This is a genomic window from Bradyrhizobium sp. Ce-3 (genome assembly GCF_022835695.1).
In the GTDB taxonomy this organism is placed as follows: domain Bacteria; phylum Pseudomonadota; class Alphaproteobacteria; order Rhizobiales; family Xanthobacteraceae; genus Bradyrhizobium.
This window is the reverse complement of the sequence record NZ_BQUV01000002.1, coordinates 202663-218601: the sequence shown is the minus strand read 5'-3', so window position 1 is coordinate 218601 and position 15939 is coordinate 202663. Positions and strand designations below refer to the sequence as shown.

At 64.7% G+C, this 15939-nt stretch carries 16 protein-coding genes; 9 read left to right on the top strand and 7 right to left on the bottom strand.

Annotation, left to right across the window (positions count from 1 at the left end):
- Nucleotides 1-65: 65 nt before the first annotated feature.
- The 4 genes from BRSPCE3_RS07365 to BRSPCE3_RS07350 all read left to right on the top strand — a co-directional run bounded on the left by BRSPCE3_RS07365 (nucleotide 66) and on the right by BRSPCE3_RS07350 (nucleotide 3337).
- Entirely contained in the window at nucleotides 66-1430 is a 1365-nt protein-coding gene (locus BRSPCE3_RS07365) for a matrixin family metalloprotease (RefSeq protein WP_244065155.1), read from the top strand.
- 275 nt (nucleotides 1431-1705) lie between these two features.
- The gene (locus tag BRSPCE3_RS07360; RefSeq protein WP_244065154.1) at nucleotides 1706-1987 is read left to right on the top strand and encodes a hypothetical protein; all 282 of its coding nucleotides are present in this window, start codon (nucleotides 1706-1708) and stop codon (nucleotides 1985-1987) included.
- Nucleotides 1988-2219: 232 nt separating this feature from the next.
- Nucleotides 2220-2900, top strand: a complete 681-nt coding sequence (locus BRSPCE3_RS07355) for a hypothetical protein (RefSeq protein ID WP_244065153.1) — start codon at nucleotides 2220-2222, stop codon at nucleotides 2898-2900.
- Between the two features lie 155 nt (nucleotides 2901-3055).
- Nucleotides 3056-3337 carry a hypothetical protein gene (locus BRSPCE3_RS07350; RefSeq protein WP_244065152.1) on the top strand — a complete coding sequence of 94 codons (282 nt, stop codon included), beginning with the start codon at nucleotides 3056-3058 and terminating at the stop codon, nucleotides 3335-3337.
- Between the two features lie 3 nt (nucleotides 3338-3340).
- Here BRSPCE3_RS07350 and BRSPCE3_RS07345 read toward each other — a convergent pair whose 3' ends face one another.
- The 3 genes from BRSPCE3_RS07345 to BRSPCE3_RS07335 all read right to left on the bottom strand — a co-directional run bounded on the left by BRSPCE3_RS07345 (nucleotide 3341) and on the right by BRSPCE3_RS07335 (nucleotide 5553).
- Nucleotides 3341-4096, bottom strand: coding sequence for a sulfite exporter TauE/SafE family protein (locus BRSPCE3_RS07345; protein WP_244065151.1), 756 nt, complete (start codon nucleotides 4094-4096; stop codon nucleotides 3341-3343).
- A gap of 200 nt (nucleotides 4097-4296) precedes the next feature.
- The gene (locus BRSPCE3_RS07340) at nucleotides 4297-4548 is read right to left on the bottom strand and encodes a hypothetical protein (protein WP_244065150.1); all 252 of its coding nucleotides are present in this window, start codon (nucleotides 4546-4548) and stop codon (nucleotides 4297-4299) included.
- Nucleotides 4549-4644: 96 nt separating this feature from the next.
- Nucleotides 4645-5553, bottom strand: coding sequence for a DMT family transporter (locus tag BRSPCE3_RS07335; protein ID WP_244065149.1), 909 nt, complete (start codon nucleotides 5551-5553; stop codon nucleotides 4645-4647).
- Nucleotides 5554-5661: 108 nt separating this feature from the next.
- On the opposite strand from BRSPCE3_RS07335, the gene BRSPCE3_RS07330 reads away from it, so the two are divergent.
- Nucleotides 5662-6435 (top strand): helix-turn-helix domain-containing protein, encoded by a 774-nt coding sequence (locus tag BRSPCE3_RS07330; protein WP_244065148.1) that lies wholly within the window; start codon nucleotides 5662-5664, stop codon nucleotides 6433-6435.
- A gap of 5 nt (nucleotides 6436-6440) precedes the next feature.
- Here the strand turns inward: BRSPCE3_RS07330 and gcvA are convergent, their stop codons facing one another.
- Nucleotides 6441-7343: a transcriptional regulator GcvA gene (gene gcvA, locus BRSPCE3_RS07325; RefSeq protein WP_244065147.1), complete on the bottom strand. Its 903-nt coding sequence runs from the start codon at nucleotides 7341-7343 to the stop codon at nucleotides 6441-6443.
- A 191-nt stretch (nucleotides 7344-7534) separates the two neighbouring features.
- Here gcvA and BRSPCE3_RS07320 point away from each other — a divergent pair, with 191 nt between their 5' ends.
- The 4 genes from BRSPCE3_RS07320 to BRSPCE3_RS07305 all read left to right on the top strand — a co-directional run bounded on the left by BRSPCE3_RS07320 (nucleotide 7535) and on the right by BRSPCE3_RS07305 (nucleotide 10929).
- Entirely contained in the window at nucleotides 7535-8041 is a 507-nt protein-coding gene (locus BRSPCE3_RS07320) for a PaaI family thioesterase (RefSeq protein WP_244065146.1), read from the top strand.
- Between the two features lie 11 nt (nucleotides 8042-8052).
- Nucleotides 8053-9300, top strand: coding sequence for an MFS transporter (locus tag BRSPCE3_RS07315; protein ID WP_244065813.1), 1248 nt, complete (start codon nucleotides 8053-8055; stop codon nucleotides 9298-9300).
- Nucleotides 9301-9368: 68 nt separating this feature from the next.
- The gene (locus BRSPCE3_RS07310; protein ID WP_244065145.1) at nucleotides 9369-10091 is read left to right on the top strand and encodes an AraC family transcriptional regulator; all 723 of its coding nucleotides are present in this window, start codon (nucleotides 9369-9371) and stop codon (nucleotides 10089-10091) included.
- A gap of 73 nt (nucleotides 10092-10164) precedes the next feature.
- Nucleotides 10165-10929: a sulfite exporter TauE/SafE family protein gene (locus BRSPCE3_RS07305; RefSeq protein WP_244065144.1), complete on the top strand. Its 765-nt coding sequence runs from the start codon at nucleotides 10165-10167 to the stop codon at nucleotides 10927-10929.
- A 44-nt stretch (nucleotides 10930-10973) separates the two neighbouring features.
- Here BRSPCE3_RS07305 and BRSPCE3_RS07300 read toward each other — a convergent pair whose 3' ends face one another.
- The 3 genes from BRSPCE3_RS07300 to BRSPCE3_RS07290 form a co-directional block, all read right to left on the bottom strand.
- Complete coding sequence (locus tag BRSPCE3_RS07300) at nucleotides 10974-11240, bottom strand: hypothetical protein (protein WP_244065143.1); 267 nt, start codon at nucleotides 11238-11240, stop codon at nucleotides 10974-10976.
- Between the two features lie 1553 nt (nucleotides 11241-12793).
- Nucleotides 12794-14281 (bottom strand): Asp-tRNA(Asn)/Glu-tRNA(Gln) amidotransferase subunit GatB, encoded by a 1488-nt coding sequence (gene gatB / locus BRSPCE3_RS07295; RefSeq protein WP_244065142.1) that lies wholly within the window; start codon nucleotides 14279-14281, stop codon nucleotides 12794-12796.
- A gap of 129 nt (nucleotides 14282-14410) precedes the next feature.
- Complete coding sequence (locus tag BRSPCE3_RS07290; RefSeq protein WP_244065812.1) at nucleotides 14411-15772, bottom strand: patatin-like phospholipase family protein; 1362 nt, start codon at nucleotides 15770-15772, stop codon at nucleotides 14411-14413.
- Nucleotides 15773-15939: the final 167 nt, after the last annotated feature.

Below are 15939 nucleotides of genomic sequence, written 5' to 3'. Positions count from 1 at the left end.
AAAGCTCCGGAAGCGAAGTATCGCGATACTTGCTTCCCGATGCGACGCAACAGGCAACAAGCTCCATGGCCGACTACAACCTGGAAGGACCCGTCTGGTCGTCGAAGACCATCACGTGGAGTTTTGCCACGGTCAATTTCTCGGATCAGCCCGAGACATACTCGGCGTTTTTCCAGCCCGGTGAATATGAGCGGGAAATCATCGACGCCTTGAAGCGATGGTCCGCCGTGGCGGATGTAACGTTCGTCGAGGTGGCGGATTCTGCCAGCGCCGACATCCGTTTCGGGCTCGGCACTTTTGACGGCCCTTACGGGATCCTGGCAGAGACCTCGTACTACTACTCCAACGGCGACTTTCTGCCCGACGTCACGGTCAGCTTTGACCAGGCAGAAACCTACACGTCGTCCTCCAGCGGTTTGACGATGTCGGGAGGAATAAGTTTCGAGGCCGTTGCAACGCATGAAATCGGCCACGCCTTGGGCCTCGATCATTATACCGGCGGCCCGGCGATCATGAATCCCTACGCCAGCGCTGACGTCACCAACCTGACGCAGTCGGACATCGACGGCATTCAGGCGCTCTATGGACCGGCCTCCATCCAACCGGACGTTCCTGCCAGCACCGTCGTCACCAACGGCTCGGCGGCGAATGATGTTCTGCTGGGAAGCAATGCAGCCGATGCCATCTACGCTTTCGGCGGCAACGACTACATCTATGCCTACGGAGGCGACGACTTCCTGTTCGGCGGCGACGGCACGGATGTCCTGCTTGGCGGCGGCGGAAATGACGCACTTTATGGCGGTACCGGCTTCAACTACCTGTATGGCGGCGACGGCAACGATGCGCTGTTCGGTTCGGGGGGAGCGTCGGCGTCCGATGTCAACGTGATGTTCGGCGAAGCCGGGAGCGACCTGCTCTACGGCGGCGTCGGCACCAACTATTTTTACGGCGGCGCCGGCGTCGACACCATGTTCGGCGGTTCCGGGCTGAACATCTTCATCTCGTCGGGCGAGAGCGACGGCAACGTCATCTATGGCGGTTCGGGCCAGAACTACGTCTACGGCTCCAACGGAGGCGACACAGTCACCGGCGGCAGCGGCGTCGACGTGTTTCTGATGGGCTCCGGTAACGACGTCATCAGCGGCGATGGCGGTGTTGACTACGCGTGGGGCGGCGGTGGCAGGGATACATTCCTGATCAGTGACGCCTCTTCGGGAGTCATGGTGATCGAGGACTTCAACAAGGGCGGTGTGAATGACCTCCTGAGTTTCGCAGGTACGTCGCTCCATTCGTTTGCCGATGTTCAGACAGCCGAGTTCTATTCGCCCGGCATCAACACCACGATCATCACCGATGCGGCGGGCAACGCCGCCTGGCTGATCGGCATCGCGCCCGGACAGCTCAGCGCAAGCATGTTCAGCTTCGCCTGAGCAGGATCATTTCACGCGCCTTTCAGGGGGGTGGCAGCCAATATGGCGCCGTCCGTCTGTTCGTGTCCCACTTTGTCACCCCAACGGCCCCGGGAAGTGGATTCGGCGCACTTCCAGGCGGCTGGAGGCGACCGCTGACCGCAAGTCCGGCCTGAACCGGCGGTCACCTCCGCGTGAACGAAACATCATTTCCGGTGCGTTGAAGCGAGCGCGAAACAAACCGCGCGCAGCATTCGCCTGTTTTTCATCACTTGAATGTTTTCCGGGGTAACGCCATGCAGCAGGACAGTGGCATTCAATTCCAGGACATCGACCAGGTTTTGCGGAACGCCCAGCTCCGCCGATCCGCCGATCTGGCTCCCTGGTTCCGGCAGCGCTTCGCATCCAAAGCGGGCCGCCTCGTCATCGCAACTTCGCTGGCCTGCATGGTTATCGTGCTGGCGATCGCGGCTGCGCCGCGGCCCGTCTCCAGCGCTGCGCTCGGGAGCGAGTGGCAATGCAGCAAGGCGGCGTTTGTCTTGACGACCTGTCGTCAAACCGAGCCGGCGCGCTCGTAGCAAGCGGCCTCATCCCGTTCAGGGACGTGAAACCATTTGTCCGGCAGCACCGTAGCTGGAGCGCCGGCCCCTTTCTTCCATTTTGGCACTACGGGCCGGCTGAGGCCGTTCGGTCTTTCCCAGTCACGAACGGCCTCACTTTTGAGTCCGGCACGATTATTTGGTATCGAACAAGCATGAAGTCCGCGGATCCGCCGTCTGGTCGAGATCGGGCTGGAGGCGAACAAATAACATGAATGGCCCAAGCCGCGGTCTCAGGTCAGCGATCTGCTTCGGGCTGGTGATTGTCCTGACTGCTGCCCAGGCGCCGCCAACGGTGCACACGCCGGACGAACAGCGTGTGGTCGACAAGGAATGTCGCGATGTCACGCCTGCGCAGGCAAAGCTGCGGGCCTGTCTCAACCTGCTCGGCGATCGACGGCTCTCGACTGCCTATGTCGTGCCGATCAATGGCGAAATATCGAGCACGTTCCAAAGCTTGCGGGACTACGACAACGCGATCAAATACAAGAAGATCGAGATTGAACGCGCGCGCATAACGGTGAAGCAGCCTGCTTCTCCGGCCGAAGCACTTTCTTCCAGTTTCGGCGCGATGTCCCAACGTTACACGGAGCTCGGGGCACTCCAGGCGCTCAATCGCCTGGCCAACTTCAACGGTCAGTCGGATGAAGCGCGCCGCGGCGCCACCGAGGAGCAAGCCAACTACAACCTGGCGCTTCAGTACAACCCGATGAACTACAGGGCCTATCGATACCGGGCTGACATCCGCAGCCTGTTCTGCGATAGCGCATCCGCCTCGCAGGATATGGAGGCCGCGGTCAGGTTTGCCGAACAGGCTGGAGATCAGACTGCCGCCCGGGACTATGCGCGGGTCACGCTGGGCACGTGCATTCCGGCCTGGCGCCGGCAATAGCGCGAGAGACCCGCTGAACCGCAGCATATCACGGGTCAGACCACCCGGCCGTATTCCTACGGACCCGCTCCTGGCAAGCAACTTGCGATGCATCCGTGAATGGTTCGGCGGCAGCGGTTCTTGATGTGCCGAACTCAGACATTCGGAGCACGCACATGAACATGCATCATCGTTTTGGGACAGCTCGCGCAAGCAGCGGACGAGAGCCAACGATCAGGAAGATGCTGTCCGATCTTGTCCTGGCCTGCCAGCAGATCGAAGCCGACATCGCGACCGAAGAACAGCGCGCGGGAATCTATGACCGGGCGAACCCGAGGTATCCGATCTTGGCAAGGTCGCTCCACGAGCGGCACGACAATCTCAAGGGAACCATCGCCACGCTGGAAAACCGCGTCACCGAGAAATCTCGGCACAAATTGGTCACCGACGCGGCATAGCGGCTAGACCAGATACCCGGACACGCCGTCCCACAGCAGCTTCAGCGCGGTCACGACCAGCAGGCCGTAGCAGGCCCGGTAGATCTGCTGTTGATCGAGTTTTCCGTGCAGCCGCCAACCCAGCCAGACGCCGGCGGGAATGGCGAACAGGCAGGCTGCCATCACGATCCAGACATTGCCCGTTGGTCGCACCAGCAGCAGCCATGGCACGGCCTTGGTCGCGTTGCCGACGGTGAAGAACAGGCTCGTCGTCCCGGCATAGACCTCCTTGCTGAGACCGAGCGGCAACAAATACATCGCAAGCGGCGGTCCGCCGGAATGCGCCACCATCGTCGTGACGCCGGAGGCAAGGCCCGCAGCGACCGCCTTGGGCGACGAACGCGGACGGATCGTCGCGTCCGGGCCCAGCAGCCAGAGACCGACGAATGTCAGGGTCACCAGCGCCATGACGATCGCCACGGCACGATGGTCGAGGATGCGGAAAAGCAAATAGCCAAGCCCGATGCCGATCACGAGCCCGGGCAGCAGCAGCACGAGGTCGGGCTTCGACCATGTCGACGGCTTCCAGTAGCGAAGCGCGAACAGGTCCATTGCGATGAACAAGGGTGCAAGCAGGCCGCCGGCCGTCACCGGATCCATCACGAATGACAGCAGCGGGATGCCGACGATCGAGAACCCGCCGCCGAACGCGCCCTTCATGAAGCAGATCAGGAATACGCCCGCCAAGGCGATCGCGACGGTGGTGACTGTCAACTCCATGCTGGTCGTCCCACGGGCTGCCGCACGCCCGGAGCGCATCACGCTCAGGCCGATCGCGGCGGGCAATCAGGTTGATGAAAACAACCTGCTTGGCCGTGGACTTCGCTGCAACCAAAACATTGCACTCGGTACAATCGAATTGGCGCGCCCCGTCGCCCGATCTCGGCCGCGCCGTCATTCGGGCGCGGCGCTGACCGGCGTCAGCCGCTGCCGCGGGTCGATGGATCGAGATTGCGGTTCTCGCTTGGCGGGATCGGCCCGAAGCCCGGATATCTGATCGCGGCCGGAGGAAGCATCTGTTCGTCCGGACGGATGATGAGGTGGTGCCGTACGCGCCGGTGATGCGCCGTTGCAGCGTCGGCAACCGCGCTCCACAGCGGCACCAGAGACAACGTCAGGGCCAGGGAAAGAGGCAAGGAAATAGGCAGGCGAACCCACAAGCCGACACGCATCGCGATCACTCCGTTGCATCGAACAAATGACCGCCGACCGTAGCGCCCTATTCCACCCCGACCTCTCACATGCGATCAAAACGGCGAGATCGCGAATTATCGCGCATCGCGCGCGGACCTTAGCGGCCGCGGAAAGGCCTGCGCGCAGGCGACGCCGAGCAGCGCCAGGCCGCCGCCGATGACATGGAAGGACCTGACCGGCTCGCCCAGCATCACGATCGCGGCCGCGGCGGTCAGCACCGGCAGCAGGTTCATGAAGATCGCGCAGCGGTTCGGGCCGAGTTGTGCGACCCCGCGGATCCAGAGGAACGGCAGCACCACCGAGGCCAGCGCGCCGGCATAGAGGATCAGCGGCAAGGTCTCGCCGTTGACCTGGCGCAGCGGCACCGGCGTCGCCAGGAACGCGGGAAACATCACGGCCAGCGCGCACAGCGCCTGCATGTAGGTGGATTGCCATCCGCTGACCGGCAAATTCCAGCGCTTCAGCAGCACGCCATACAGCGCGTAGACGATCGCGGCCAGCAGCATCAGGGCGTCGCCCGCATGCACGCCATTCCGCAACAGCGATGACAATTCGCCGCCGCTGACGAGATAGACAAGGCCCGCGAACGACAGCGGCGCGCCAAAGATCATGCCTGATGCCGGCTGCTCGCCGAGCAGCGCGGCGCTGAGGCCAACGGTCAGCAGCGGCGTCAACGCGGTGAACACGGCCATGTTGGTCGCGGTCGTGGTCTCGGCTGCCAGATACGACAGGCTCTGGAACAGGCACATCGCCAGGAAGCCGAGGATCGCGAGCGGGCCGAGATGCGGCCAGATCGCGAGGTGGTTGCGCCAGGCGGCGCCCGCCACGAACGGAGACATCAGGAGCACCGCGACCAGCAGGCGATAGAAGGTGATCGCCTGCGGACCAATGGTGTGCGCCGAGAGACGCGAGACGATGACGTTGCCGGCCCACAGCACGATGGCAACGAAGGGATAGAGAAGTGCGGCATTCTTCTTGGGCATGATCCGGCAGCGTTGGTGAAGGGAGACACCAGCAACTAGCTGTCGCGCCGACGTCCGTCTCACGCTAGAATGACCTCATCTAGCGAGATTGGGACATGAGATGAAGACGTGTTGGACGAGCTGATCACACGGCACCTCGACTACCACGCCACGGCGCGGCCGATGGCGGCGATGGAAATCGACTACCCAAGCGGCGCGTCGACCGGCCTGCACGCGCATCCGCGCGGCCAGCTGCTCTATGCGATCGAAGGCGTGATGATCGTGCGCTGCGCCGAGGGCACCTGGGTGGTGCCGCCCAACCGCGCGGTGTGGCTGGTGGCCGATCTCGCGCACGAGGTCCGGATGAGCGGGACGGTCAAGATCCGCACCGTGTTCGTCGACGCCGGCGCGGCCCCCAATCTGCCACAGACCAGTTGCGTGTTCGCCGTCTCGCCGCTGCTCCGCGAATTGTTCGTCGCCGCGATCCGCGTCCCGCTGGACTACGCGCCCGCGACCTCTGACGAGCGGCTGATGCAGGTGCTGCTCGACCAGCTGCGCGAGGTCGACGTGCTACCGCTGCATCTGCCGATGCCGCGCGACGCTAGGCTCGGGCGGATCTGCGCGGCGCTGGTGGCCTGTCCGGACGATGCCTCGACCGCCGAGCAATGGGCGCGCCGTCTGAAGCTGACGTCGAAGACGATCCACCGTATGTTCGCGAAGGAAACCGGCATGACGTTCGGCGAATGGCGCCAGCAGGCGCGTCTGCTGTTCGCGCTCGAACGCCTCGCGCGCGGCGCGCGGGTGGTCGATGTCGCGCTCGATGCCGGCTATGCCAGCCAGAGCGCCTTCACCGCGATGTTCCGCAAGCATTTTGGCGTTCCGCCGAACGCATTCTATCGGTAGAGCGCCTAGCGTTCCGCAGGCGCCGACTGCGCCGCCGGTCCCAGGATCCAGTCCCTGAACGCCGCGATCTTGGGAAGCCCCTGCCGGTTGTCGGGGCAGACGAGATAATAGGCGAACTCCTCCAGATGCGCGGTCTCCAGCAGCTGGATCAGTTCGCCGCTCGCAATCTCATTGGCCACCATCGCCGCCGGCAGCAGGCCTGCGCCCTGCCCGGTCAGGACGGCCTTCAGCAGCAGACTGCTGTCGTCGAACGACGGCCCGCGCGGCGTGCGAACCTCTTCGATGCCATTGGCCTGAAACCACAGGCTCCACCCCTTGCGGTCGGCATCGTGCACCTGCGGCCAGCCCGCGAGCTCGCCGGCCGATGCCGGCAGCCCAAGCCGGGCAACCAGCGACGGCGCTGCGACCACCACCATCTCGACCGTGACGACGCGATCGCTGCGCAGCCCTGGATAGCGGCCAAGACCGTGGCGCACCGCGACGTCGACACCACTGCGCGAGAAATCGACCAGCGTGTTGCTGGTGACGATCTGCAGATCGATCTCGGGATGCGCGCCGTGAAACGACGCCATCCGCGGCACCAGCCAGGCCGACGCGAAGAACGGCGTGACGCTCACCGTCAGCGTGCCGATATCGTTGGATGCAGCGACGCGGCGCGAAGCCTCCGCGATCTGGCGAAACGCATTGCGGATCGACGGCAGATAGTCGCGTCCGGCATCGGTGAGATAGATGCCGCGCGGCACCCGCTCGAACAATTTGACGCCGAGATGGGCTTCGAGCGTCTTGAGCATCTGGCTGACCGCGCCCGGCGTCACACACAGCTCCTCGGCCGCGTGCTTCACCGAGAGATGGCGCGCGGCGGACTCGAACGCTTTCAGCGCGTTCAGCGGCGGAAGCCGGTTCTCCATGATTTAGATTTTCTAATCTCAATTGACCAGCAAATCTGGTTTGCCAACGCGGCCTTCCGGGCGCTCTATCAGCCTATCCCATGGCTGAATGCCGCGTCAACGCAGAGAAAGCCGGGCCGCAAAGCTTAGATTTTCTGATCTTGATATACGCCTTCCGACGCAGGCATTCGGCTCCCCGACGGAGCAGCGATATGACTGAGGTTCCACACAAACTCGGCCTGCATGAGATCGACGCAGGTGGCCACGCCGACAGACTGGTCGACCGTATCAACGCCTCACAAGCAGGCCACCTGCCCGGCGCATTGGACTTCCAATGGCTCGAAGCCGGACGCGGCCACATCCGCGGCCGCTTCGAGATCGCCGCAAAGCACTTCTCGCCGCACGGGCTGCTGCATGGCGCAAGCCTTGTCGCGTTGGCCGACACCGCGTGCGGGTTCGGCTGCCTCGCGTCCTTGCCGGACGGCGCCATCGGCTTCGCCACCTCGGAGTTGAAGACCAACTTCATCGGCGCCGCGCGCGAAGGCGGCGTGAGCTGCGAGGCGCGCCTCGTTCATGGCGGACGCACGACCCAGGTGTGGGATGCCGAGATCAAAAGCGAGGTGACCGGCAGGACCATCGCGCTGTTTCGCTGCACGCAGATGCTGCTCTATCCGCCGGCCAAGACTGGCGGTGGTGCGGAGTTGGGAGAACGATCGTGAGCAATGCCGTCATGCACGCGGGTCATCAACGCGCAAAACCGTTCTACGGCTGGTATGTCGTCGCGGCCGCCTTCGTCGTGACCTTCATCGGCTTTGGCAGCGCCTACACGTTCTCGTCCTTCGTCGAGTCCCTGCAGCGCGAGTTCGGCGCCTCGCGCGGCTCGGTCTCGCTGGTGTTCTCCTTTGCGGGCTTCCTGTATTTCGGGCTCGGCATCATCTCCGGCCCGCTCGCCGATCGCTGGGGTGCGCGCAGGCTGGCGGGGCTCGGCATGGCTCTGGTCGGTCTCGGCATGGTGCTGGCCGGACAGGCCCAGACCATCCTTCAGGTCTATGCCGCCTACAGCATCGGCATCGGCGCCGGCGTCGGCTGCGCCTATGTCCCGACCCTGGGCGCCGTGCAACGCTGGTTCGTCCGGCGTCGCGGCTTCGCATCGGGCCTCGCCGTGAGCGGAATCGGCGTCGGCACCCTGGTGATGCCGCCGCTCGCGACGTGGCTGATCACGAGCTTCGGCTGGCGCGATGCCTACGTCGTGCTCGGCGTCGTCGCCGTTGTCGCCGGGATCGGGGCGTCACTCCTGATCGCCGACGATCCGCGACGCTACGGCACCGGACCCGACGGCGATCCGCTCGAGGCTGCCTCGGGCGCGCCGCTGCGTCACGGCGTCTCGATCCGAGGCGCGGTCAAGACCGCCCGCTTCGCCGGACTCTATGCGGCCTGCCTGATCAGCGCGTTCGGGGTGTTCGTCCCATTCGTGCACCTGGTGCCGTTCGCCCTCGATCATCATGTGACACCGACGCTTGCCGTGCTGCTGCTCGGCATGATCGGCGTCGGCAGCACCGCCGGTCGCTTCTTCCTCGGCGGCATCGCCGACCGGGTCGGCCGCGACGCATTCCTGGTCGCGATGTATCTCGGCATGGCGGTCTCGCTGGCGATTTGGGCGATCGCCGGCACCTTCTGGTCGCTCACCGCGTTCGCGCTGCTGTTCGGCGTGTTCTATGGCGGCTGGGTCGCGATCCTGCCGGCCGTGGTCACCGACCATTTCGGTGGCCGCAATGTCGGCGGCATCATCGGCATCCTCTACACCAGCGTCGCATTCGGCACGCTGCTGGGTCCGAGCGCCGCCGGCTTCGCATTCGACGTCAGCCACAGCTACGTCATCCCGGTGGCGATCAGCGCCGCCGCCAACCTCGTCGCCGCCCTGATCGCAATCGCGACGATGCGAACGGCCTCGCCGATCGCCTCGATCGCGCGGCGGTGACATCGCATGACAGTCGGTGATGTCAGTGCTACGCTTGGGGATCACCGCCCTCATCGTTCGAGACTTCCGTGACCGCCCGCTTCGCCACGACCAATGCCTGGAACTACCGGCGAGCAAACCGTGACGACATCGTCGAGCTGGCATCGTGGCGCGGTGCCGGCTCGCTCGGCCTCAGGCCGCACTTCCACGACGAGAGCCAGGTCGCGCTGGTGCTGTCGGGGTCGCGCGCCTTTCGCATCGACGATACGACCGTCACCGTGCCCGCGGGCCATGCCGCGCTCATTCCGGCGGGCATGCTGCACGCACCGATAGCGACGCCGGACGCGGAGACGGTCTGCCTGAATGCCTATATACCGGCGAGCCGCGCCTCGTCATCGCTGCGGATCGTCAACGTCGGACACCGCTGGCGGAGCGTCGATGCGATAGCGCCCGAGCACATCCTCGAGATCGCCGACGACATTGTGTCGCGTGAGCCGTCCCGATCGGCCGGGCGCATCGAGCGGCGGGAACTCGGCATCGCCCTGATGGAGAGCGTGGAGCCAATCGGCACGATTGCCGCAGGCTTCGGGCGAAGCCGCGAAGGGTTCAGCCGCATGGTGAGGCGCGAGTTCGGCGTCGCGCCGCATGCCTTCCGCCAGCTCGCTCGGCTCAATCGCGCCAGGGGATTGCTGCGCGCGGGCGAACCGGTCGCCGCAGTTGCCGCCGATGCCGGGTTTTCCGACCAGAGCCACCTCACCCGCCTGTTCCGCCGCACTTTTGGAACGACGCCGGGCGTCTACTGGCGGGACTGACGCCACGTCACAGACGTTCCAGACGGGCGGCAGCTCGGCCCGCTAGCCTCCTCATCCTGCAAAGGGGTGAAGGATGGATACGCCGACAAGTCTTCTGCTGGGCGCGGCCGGCATCGCCGGAGGCGTCATCAACGCACTGGCGGGTGGCGCGACGGTCATCACGTTTCCGGCGATGCTGGCAGCGGGCCTGCCGGCCGTCATCGCCAATGCCTCGAATGCGGTGGCGATCTCGCCGGGTCATTTGATCGCAGCGCTCGCCGATCGCGGCAAGCTGCAGCCGCCGACGCGGCGAACGATCAGTTACGTCGCGGCCGCCACGCTCGGCGGTACGATCGGCGCCGGCATCCTGTTGCTGCTGCCCGAACGGCTGTTCGTGCTGCCGGTGCCGGCCCTGATCGCATTCGCGACACTGCTGTTTGCCTTCGCGCCGCAGATCCAGGGCTGGACTGTCGGGCGTCACAAGGCGGCAGCCCTGCCCTCGACCGGCGCGAGCAGTGCTGTGCTGGGACTGACCTGTGTCTATGGAGGGTTCTTCGGCGCCGGGCTCGGCGTGATCCTGACCGCGGTGCTGTCGATCACCGAACCCAACGACATCAGGGCGATCAAGGCGTTGAAGAACCTGCTCGCGACCTGCGTGTCGCTCGCGGCCACATTGATCTTCATCTTTCAGGGAGCGGTGCGCTGGCCGGAGACCTCAGCGATGCTGCTCGGCGCCATGATCGGCGGCTATGCCGGAGGCTACCTGATCCGGATCCTTCCCGCCCACATCGTCCGGCAGTTCGTCATCGTGGCCGGAGCGCTGATGACGATGATCTACGCGGCGCGATACTGGTTCTAGATGGAGCGAGGGAGCCGAGGCTCCCTTCGATACCGGTGCCTTGCTTAGTGCGTCGTCATCCAGGCGCGGGCTTCACGCTGGGCGGCCGCGATCTCGATATCGGACATCTGCTCGGCGACTTCGCGGCGGTGCGCGATCGCGTCGGTGCGGCCCTTGAGCGCCGCCAGGTTGAACCATTTGTGCGCCGCGACGAGGTTGACCACGCCGGAGCGGCCGCTCGCCCAATACATGCCACGCTCGAACAGCACGTCCTGGATTGCAGTCGCGGCAACCGGAACGGCGTTGTCGTGATCGATGACCCCCTGAAACATTGTCGTCATTCCCCTTTTTGTTGTTGGCCGCCCTCCCCCGAGCGCGGCCCCCGTCCACTGTTGAACTACCCTGTCATCTCCGGGCTGATCCTTCGGGATCATGCCCACGCGCTGATCCTGGGATCATGCGCCGCGCTGATCCCTGGGATCACCGCTTGCCGTTGGCCGGCTTGTTGGGATGATCATGGCCCATCAAATTTGAAGAGCGGTTTAAGTATCGCGATGAACGGGATGTAAACCGGCGCCGCCGGCGGCCCGTCCGGGAATCGCAGAAGTGCCTGTGCCGCAGGCATTTCCGCGCATTCGTGAACGCCGGTTTACCGTGGTGTTTCGGACAACGATAACCATGGCCGACAATGACGGCGGGCACCGGCCGGTCCTGACCAGGCAATCAGTTTCGCGATTGACGGAGGGATGGCGCCGCCGGTGGACGATCCAGGGGACGGCGTGCGGCCGGGCGCTTGGACAAAAGCCGCGCGGGGCCGTCAGGCCCAAGTGTCGGTGCAGAGCTGGAATGGGAAAGTGACTGCCGGGCGCGGACTGCGCGGGCCGCCGGAACGAGGGGGTCGGCGAACACGTCAGGACCAGATTTCAACGCGGCATTCTCGCCGGTGAAATTGCGGAACCAGGAGGGCTCCGCACCGAACGAAGAAATCTCTGTTTCTTCTGCCGGACCGGTTTTGGGAAGGTTGCCCTCTCCGAAATACGATCCAGCCGTTTGACCTGATGTCTCGCCGACACCCTCTTTCGTCAGCCAGAGCCTTGGGGTGGGATGTGCCTCTCAGCAGTCCGTCCGCTGGCTCTCGCGACGTGCCGGCGTCAAGCCGCCGGCAATCCTCTCAAGGCGAGAGGGTTACTTCTTCTTGGCGACCTTGCGGGTCTTCTTCGCAGTCTTCTTCACTGCGCTCTTCGCCTTCTTCGCCTTCTTAGCCTTCTTTGCCTTCTTAGCCATGTTGCCCTCCAGTATGTGAGATGGCTCTTACTTCGCTGCGTGCACTCGGGAATCGATATGCACTACTTCCCGAATACACCAACAGATCGAAAAAAACAGTGTCCCGCTTAAGGAAGTGTTGACGCAGCGGTGGCAGCGCGCACCGCGCGCGCCGCCGTTCAAATCGACACGTCATTCGCGCGACGATGCAAGAAACGCAACAGCCGCCGACATCGGCATTTGTCAACGTTGCAGGAAACGCCTTCTGCTGTAGGCTTTTCTTGAATTCGCCTTGAAGCGATCGACGCGCGATCGTCGTTGCGCTGAGTCGCAAGCGGAGACGAAAAGCGGCGCGTTGCCGACGCCGAGTCGTAATTTTTGGCAACGAAAAAAATTTCGTGGGAAAGACGGCTTTTGCCTCGTTTGAGGTCGGCCGAACCGTATTCGCGAACGAATCGCAGCTTCGGCGATTCGGCGCCGAGGGGCGTCACCGCGACCGTGGACCGAGGATGTGAGGCAAGATCACGCCGCGTTCACACGCGCGCGACGACACCGAAGGTGACGCGCGGGAGCATGATCCGGTCGGATCATGCGCCAAGGACAACATCATTGTCCTGTTCGTTCAGACGCCGAGCTTGGACTTCAAGAGCTCGTTGACCGCCTTCGGGTTCGCCTTGCCGCCCGACGACTTCATCACCTGACCGACGAACCACTGCAGGGCGGCGGGCTTCGCTTTTGCTTGCTCGACCTTGTCGGGATTGGCCGCGATGATGTCGTCGACCACCTTCTCGATCGCGCCGAGGTCGGTGACCTGCTTCATGCCGCGCGCCTCGACGAGTGCGCGCGGATCGCCGCCCTCCTGCCAGACGATCTCGAACAAGTCCTTGGCGATCTTGCCGGAAATCGTGCCCTCGCCGATCAAGCCGACGATCGCGGCGAGTTGCTGCGCCGACACCGGCGAGGCTGCGATCGCCACGCCTTCCTTGTTGAGACGGCCGAACAGCTCGTTGATCACCCAGTTTGCGGCGAGCTTGCCGTCGCGCGTCTTGTCGGCAAGACCCGACAGCACCGTCTCGTAGAACTCCGCGCTCTCGCGCTCGGCGACCAGCACGCTCGCATCATACGACGACAGGCCGAAGCCCGTAATAAAACGGGACTTCTTTTCGTCCGGCAGTTCCGGCAACTGCGCCTTGAGATCGTCGACGAAGGCCTGGCTGAATTCGAGCGGCAGCAGGTCGGGATCGGGGAAGTAACGGTAGTCGTGCGCCTCTTCCTTGGAGCGCATCGAGCGCGTCTCGCCCTTGTCCGGGTCGAACAGCCTGGTCTCCTGGTCGATCGAGCCGCCGTCCTCGATGATCTCGATCTGACGCCGCGCCTCGTACTCGATCGCCTGGCCGATGAAGTTGACCGAGTTCATGTTCTTGATTTCACAGCGGGTGCCAAGCGCGGTCTCGCCGTGGCGGCGAACCGAGACGTTGACGTCGGCGCGCAGGCTGCCCTTCTCCATGTCGCCGTCGCAGGTGCCGAGGTAGCGCAGGATCGAGCGCAGCTTGGTGACGTAGGCCTTGGCCTGCTCGGCGTCGCGGATGTCGGGCTTGGAGACGATCTCCATCAGCGCGACGCCGGAACGATTGAGGTCGACATAGGTCATCGTCGGCGACTGATCGTGCAGCAGCTTGCCGGCGTCCTGCTCCAGATGCAGCCGTTCGATCCCGATCGTGACGCTGCGGCCGCCGTCGAGCTCGAGCGACACCTCGCCCTCGCCCACGATCGGCGACTTGTACTGGCTGATCTGGTAGCCCTGCGGCAGGTCGGGATAGAAATAGTTCTTGCGGTCGAACACCGAGCGCAAATTGATCTTCGCATTCAGCCCGAGGCCGGTGCGTACCGCCTGGCGGACGCACTCCTCGTTGATCACGGGCAGCATGCCCGGCATCGCGGCATCGACCAGCGACACATGGGAGTTGGGCTCGCCGCCGAACGCGGTCGATGCGCCCGAGAACAGCTTTGCGTTCGAGGTGACCTGGGCATGGATCTCCATGCCGATCACGACCTCCCAATCGCCGGTGGCGCGCTTGATCAGTTTGTGAGGGGCGGCAGCTGCGGTCATGGATCTCGGTTTCCGGATAAAGTGATATCTGGGATGGATTGGGCTTCGCGCAACCGACCGCGCCAGTCAAGCCGCCTTGCAGTCCCCTTGCAGTCCCCTTGCAGCCCGTCATGGCGCCTGACGCGGAGCTCAGAGCCCGCGCCGGAACTGCTGATAGGCCCTGCTCGCGCGCAGCGCGTCGGCGCCGCCCATGATCAGCTGGTCGACCTGCTCCGGCGGCAGCGACAGCCGCGTCGGGATCGCATTCAGGATGCCGGCCCGCTCCGGACCGAGCCGGTCGAAGCCAAGCCGTTCGACATAGATCGCGACGTCGCCGCACTTCCACCCCGTACCGACGCCGAGCCGGGCGCGATCCGCCGCCGACAGGCCGCAGCGCCAGCGCTTCAGCTTGCCCGACCAGTCGTCGGCGAGCGCGGTGAAGGCCGCGTAGCTCGAGCGCACGCTGGCGTCGATCGCGGTGTCGGCGGCCGCCGACACCAGTTCGACGCCGTTCGGTCCTTCCAGCGTCTGCACGAAATCGCCCGAGATGCCGCGGCCGGCATCGACCACCAGGAACAGGATGCGCTTCAGCTTGGCCGCCTGCCGTTCGCTCAGCGGCTCGTAGGGACGCTGCGCGGCGAGCAGGCCGATGCTCAACCCCGACAGGCCGTAATTGTCGACGAGCCCGCCATCGAGCAGCTTGACGTAGCGCATCGAGCCGTCGCGGTAGCGCGCCTGGGCCTCGGCATAGGAGCGCAGCAGCGGCTGCGCGTTCGGATCGTTGCGCACCCGATCGTACCAGGGCGGCAGCGGCGCGGCGCAGCCGCCGGGATAGGTTTGCAGCACGATCGGGGCAAACGCCAGCGGCACCGCGGCGGACGCCGCCACCGCTTCAGCGACGCGATAGGAGCGGATGTCGCTGCACAGCGCGTCGAACGACGTCTTGCCGAACACGAACGGCGTGTGGTTGTAGATGTCGGAGGCGTTGATCCACACCCGCGGCCGCCGATCGTCCGGCAACGCCTCGAACCGCGCGCCGTCGAACAGGTTCTGATCGAGCCAGTCGGTGAACTGGCTGTCGTTGACGCCGCCGCCCAGCGCGCGCCCGATATTGCCGAGCGAGATCCGGGTCTTCAGTCCCTCCTCGGCATTGCGCAGCAGGAAGCGTTCGCGGAAATCGTCGAGTGCCGCGCGCCGCTTCAATCCGAAATAGGCGGCGGTGATCGACCCGCCGGAGACGCCGGAGACGAAGTCGACGCGATCGAGCAGCGTCTTGGTGCCCGCGGCGGTCGAACGCGTCCGGTCAAGTTCCTCCAGCACACCGAAGGAGAACGCCGCCGCGCGCGTGCCGCCGCCGGAGAACGACAGCGCCAGCAGCAGGTCATCTTCGTAGGTCGGAATGTCGCGGGCGCTGCCGTTGTCGGCGAGCGCGGCGCCGAGCGGCACGTTGCCGGGAAGATTGTAGACGGACGCGCAGCCGGCAAGGCCCGCTGCCACCGCGGCCGCCAGCATTGCCGACAGCCATCCCCCAATCCCCGACCTACGCACGACTACTCTCTTTGCCGCTGGCCCCCGCCCCGGTTCCGTAAGCCTATCACGGGCAATGTGGGCGGCGGCATGGCGGCCGAAACAGGGTTAATGCTCGCGGTGCCAAAACACCGCGCTTGAGACACCGACAT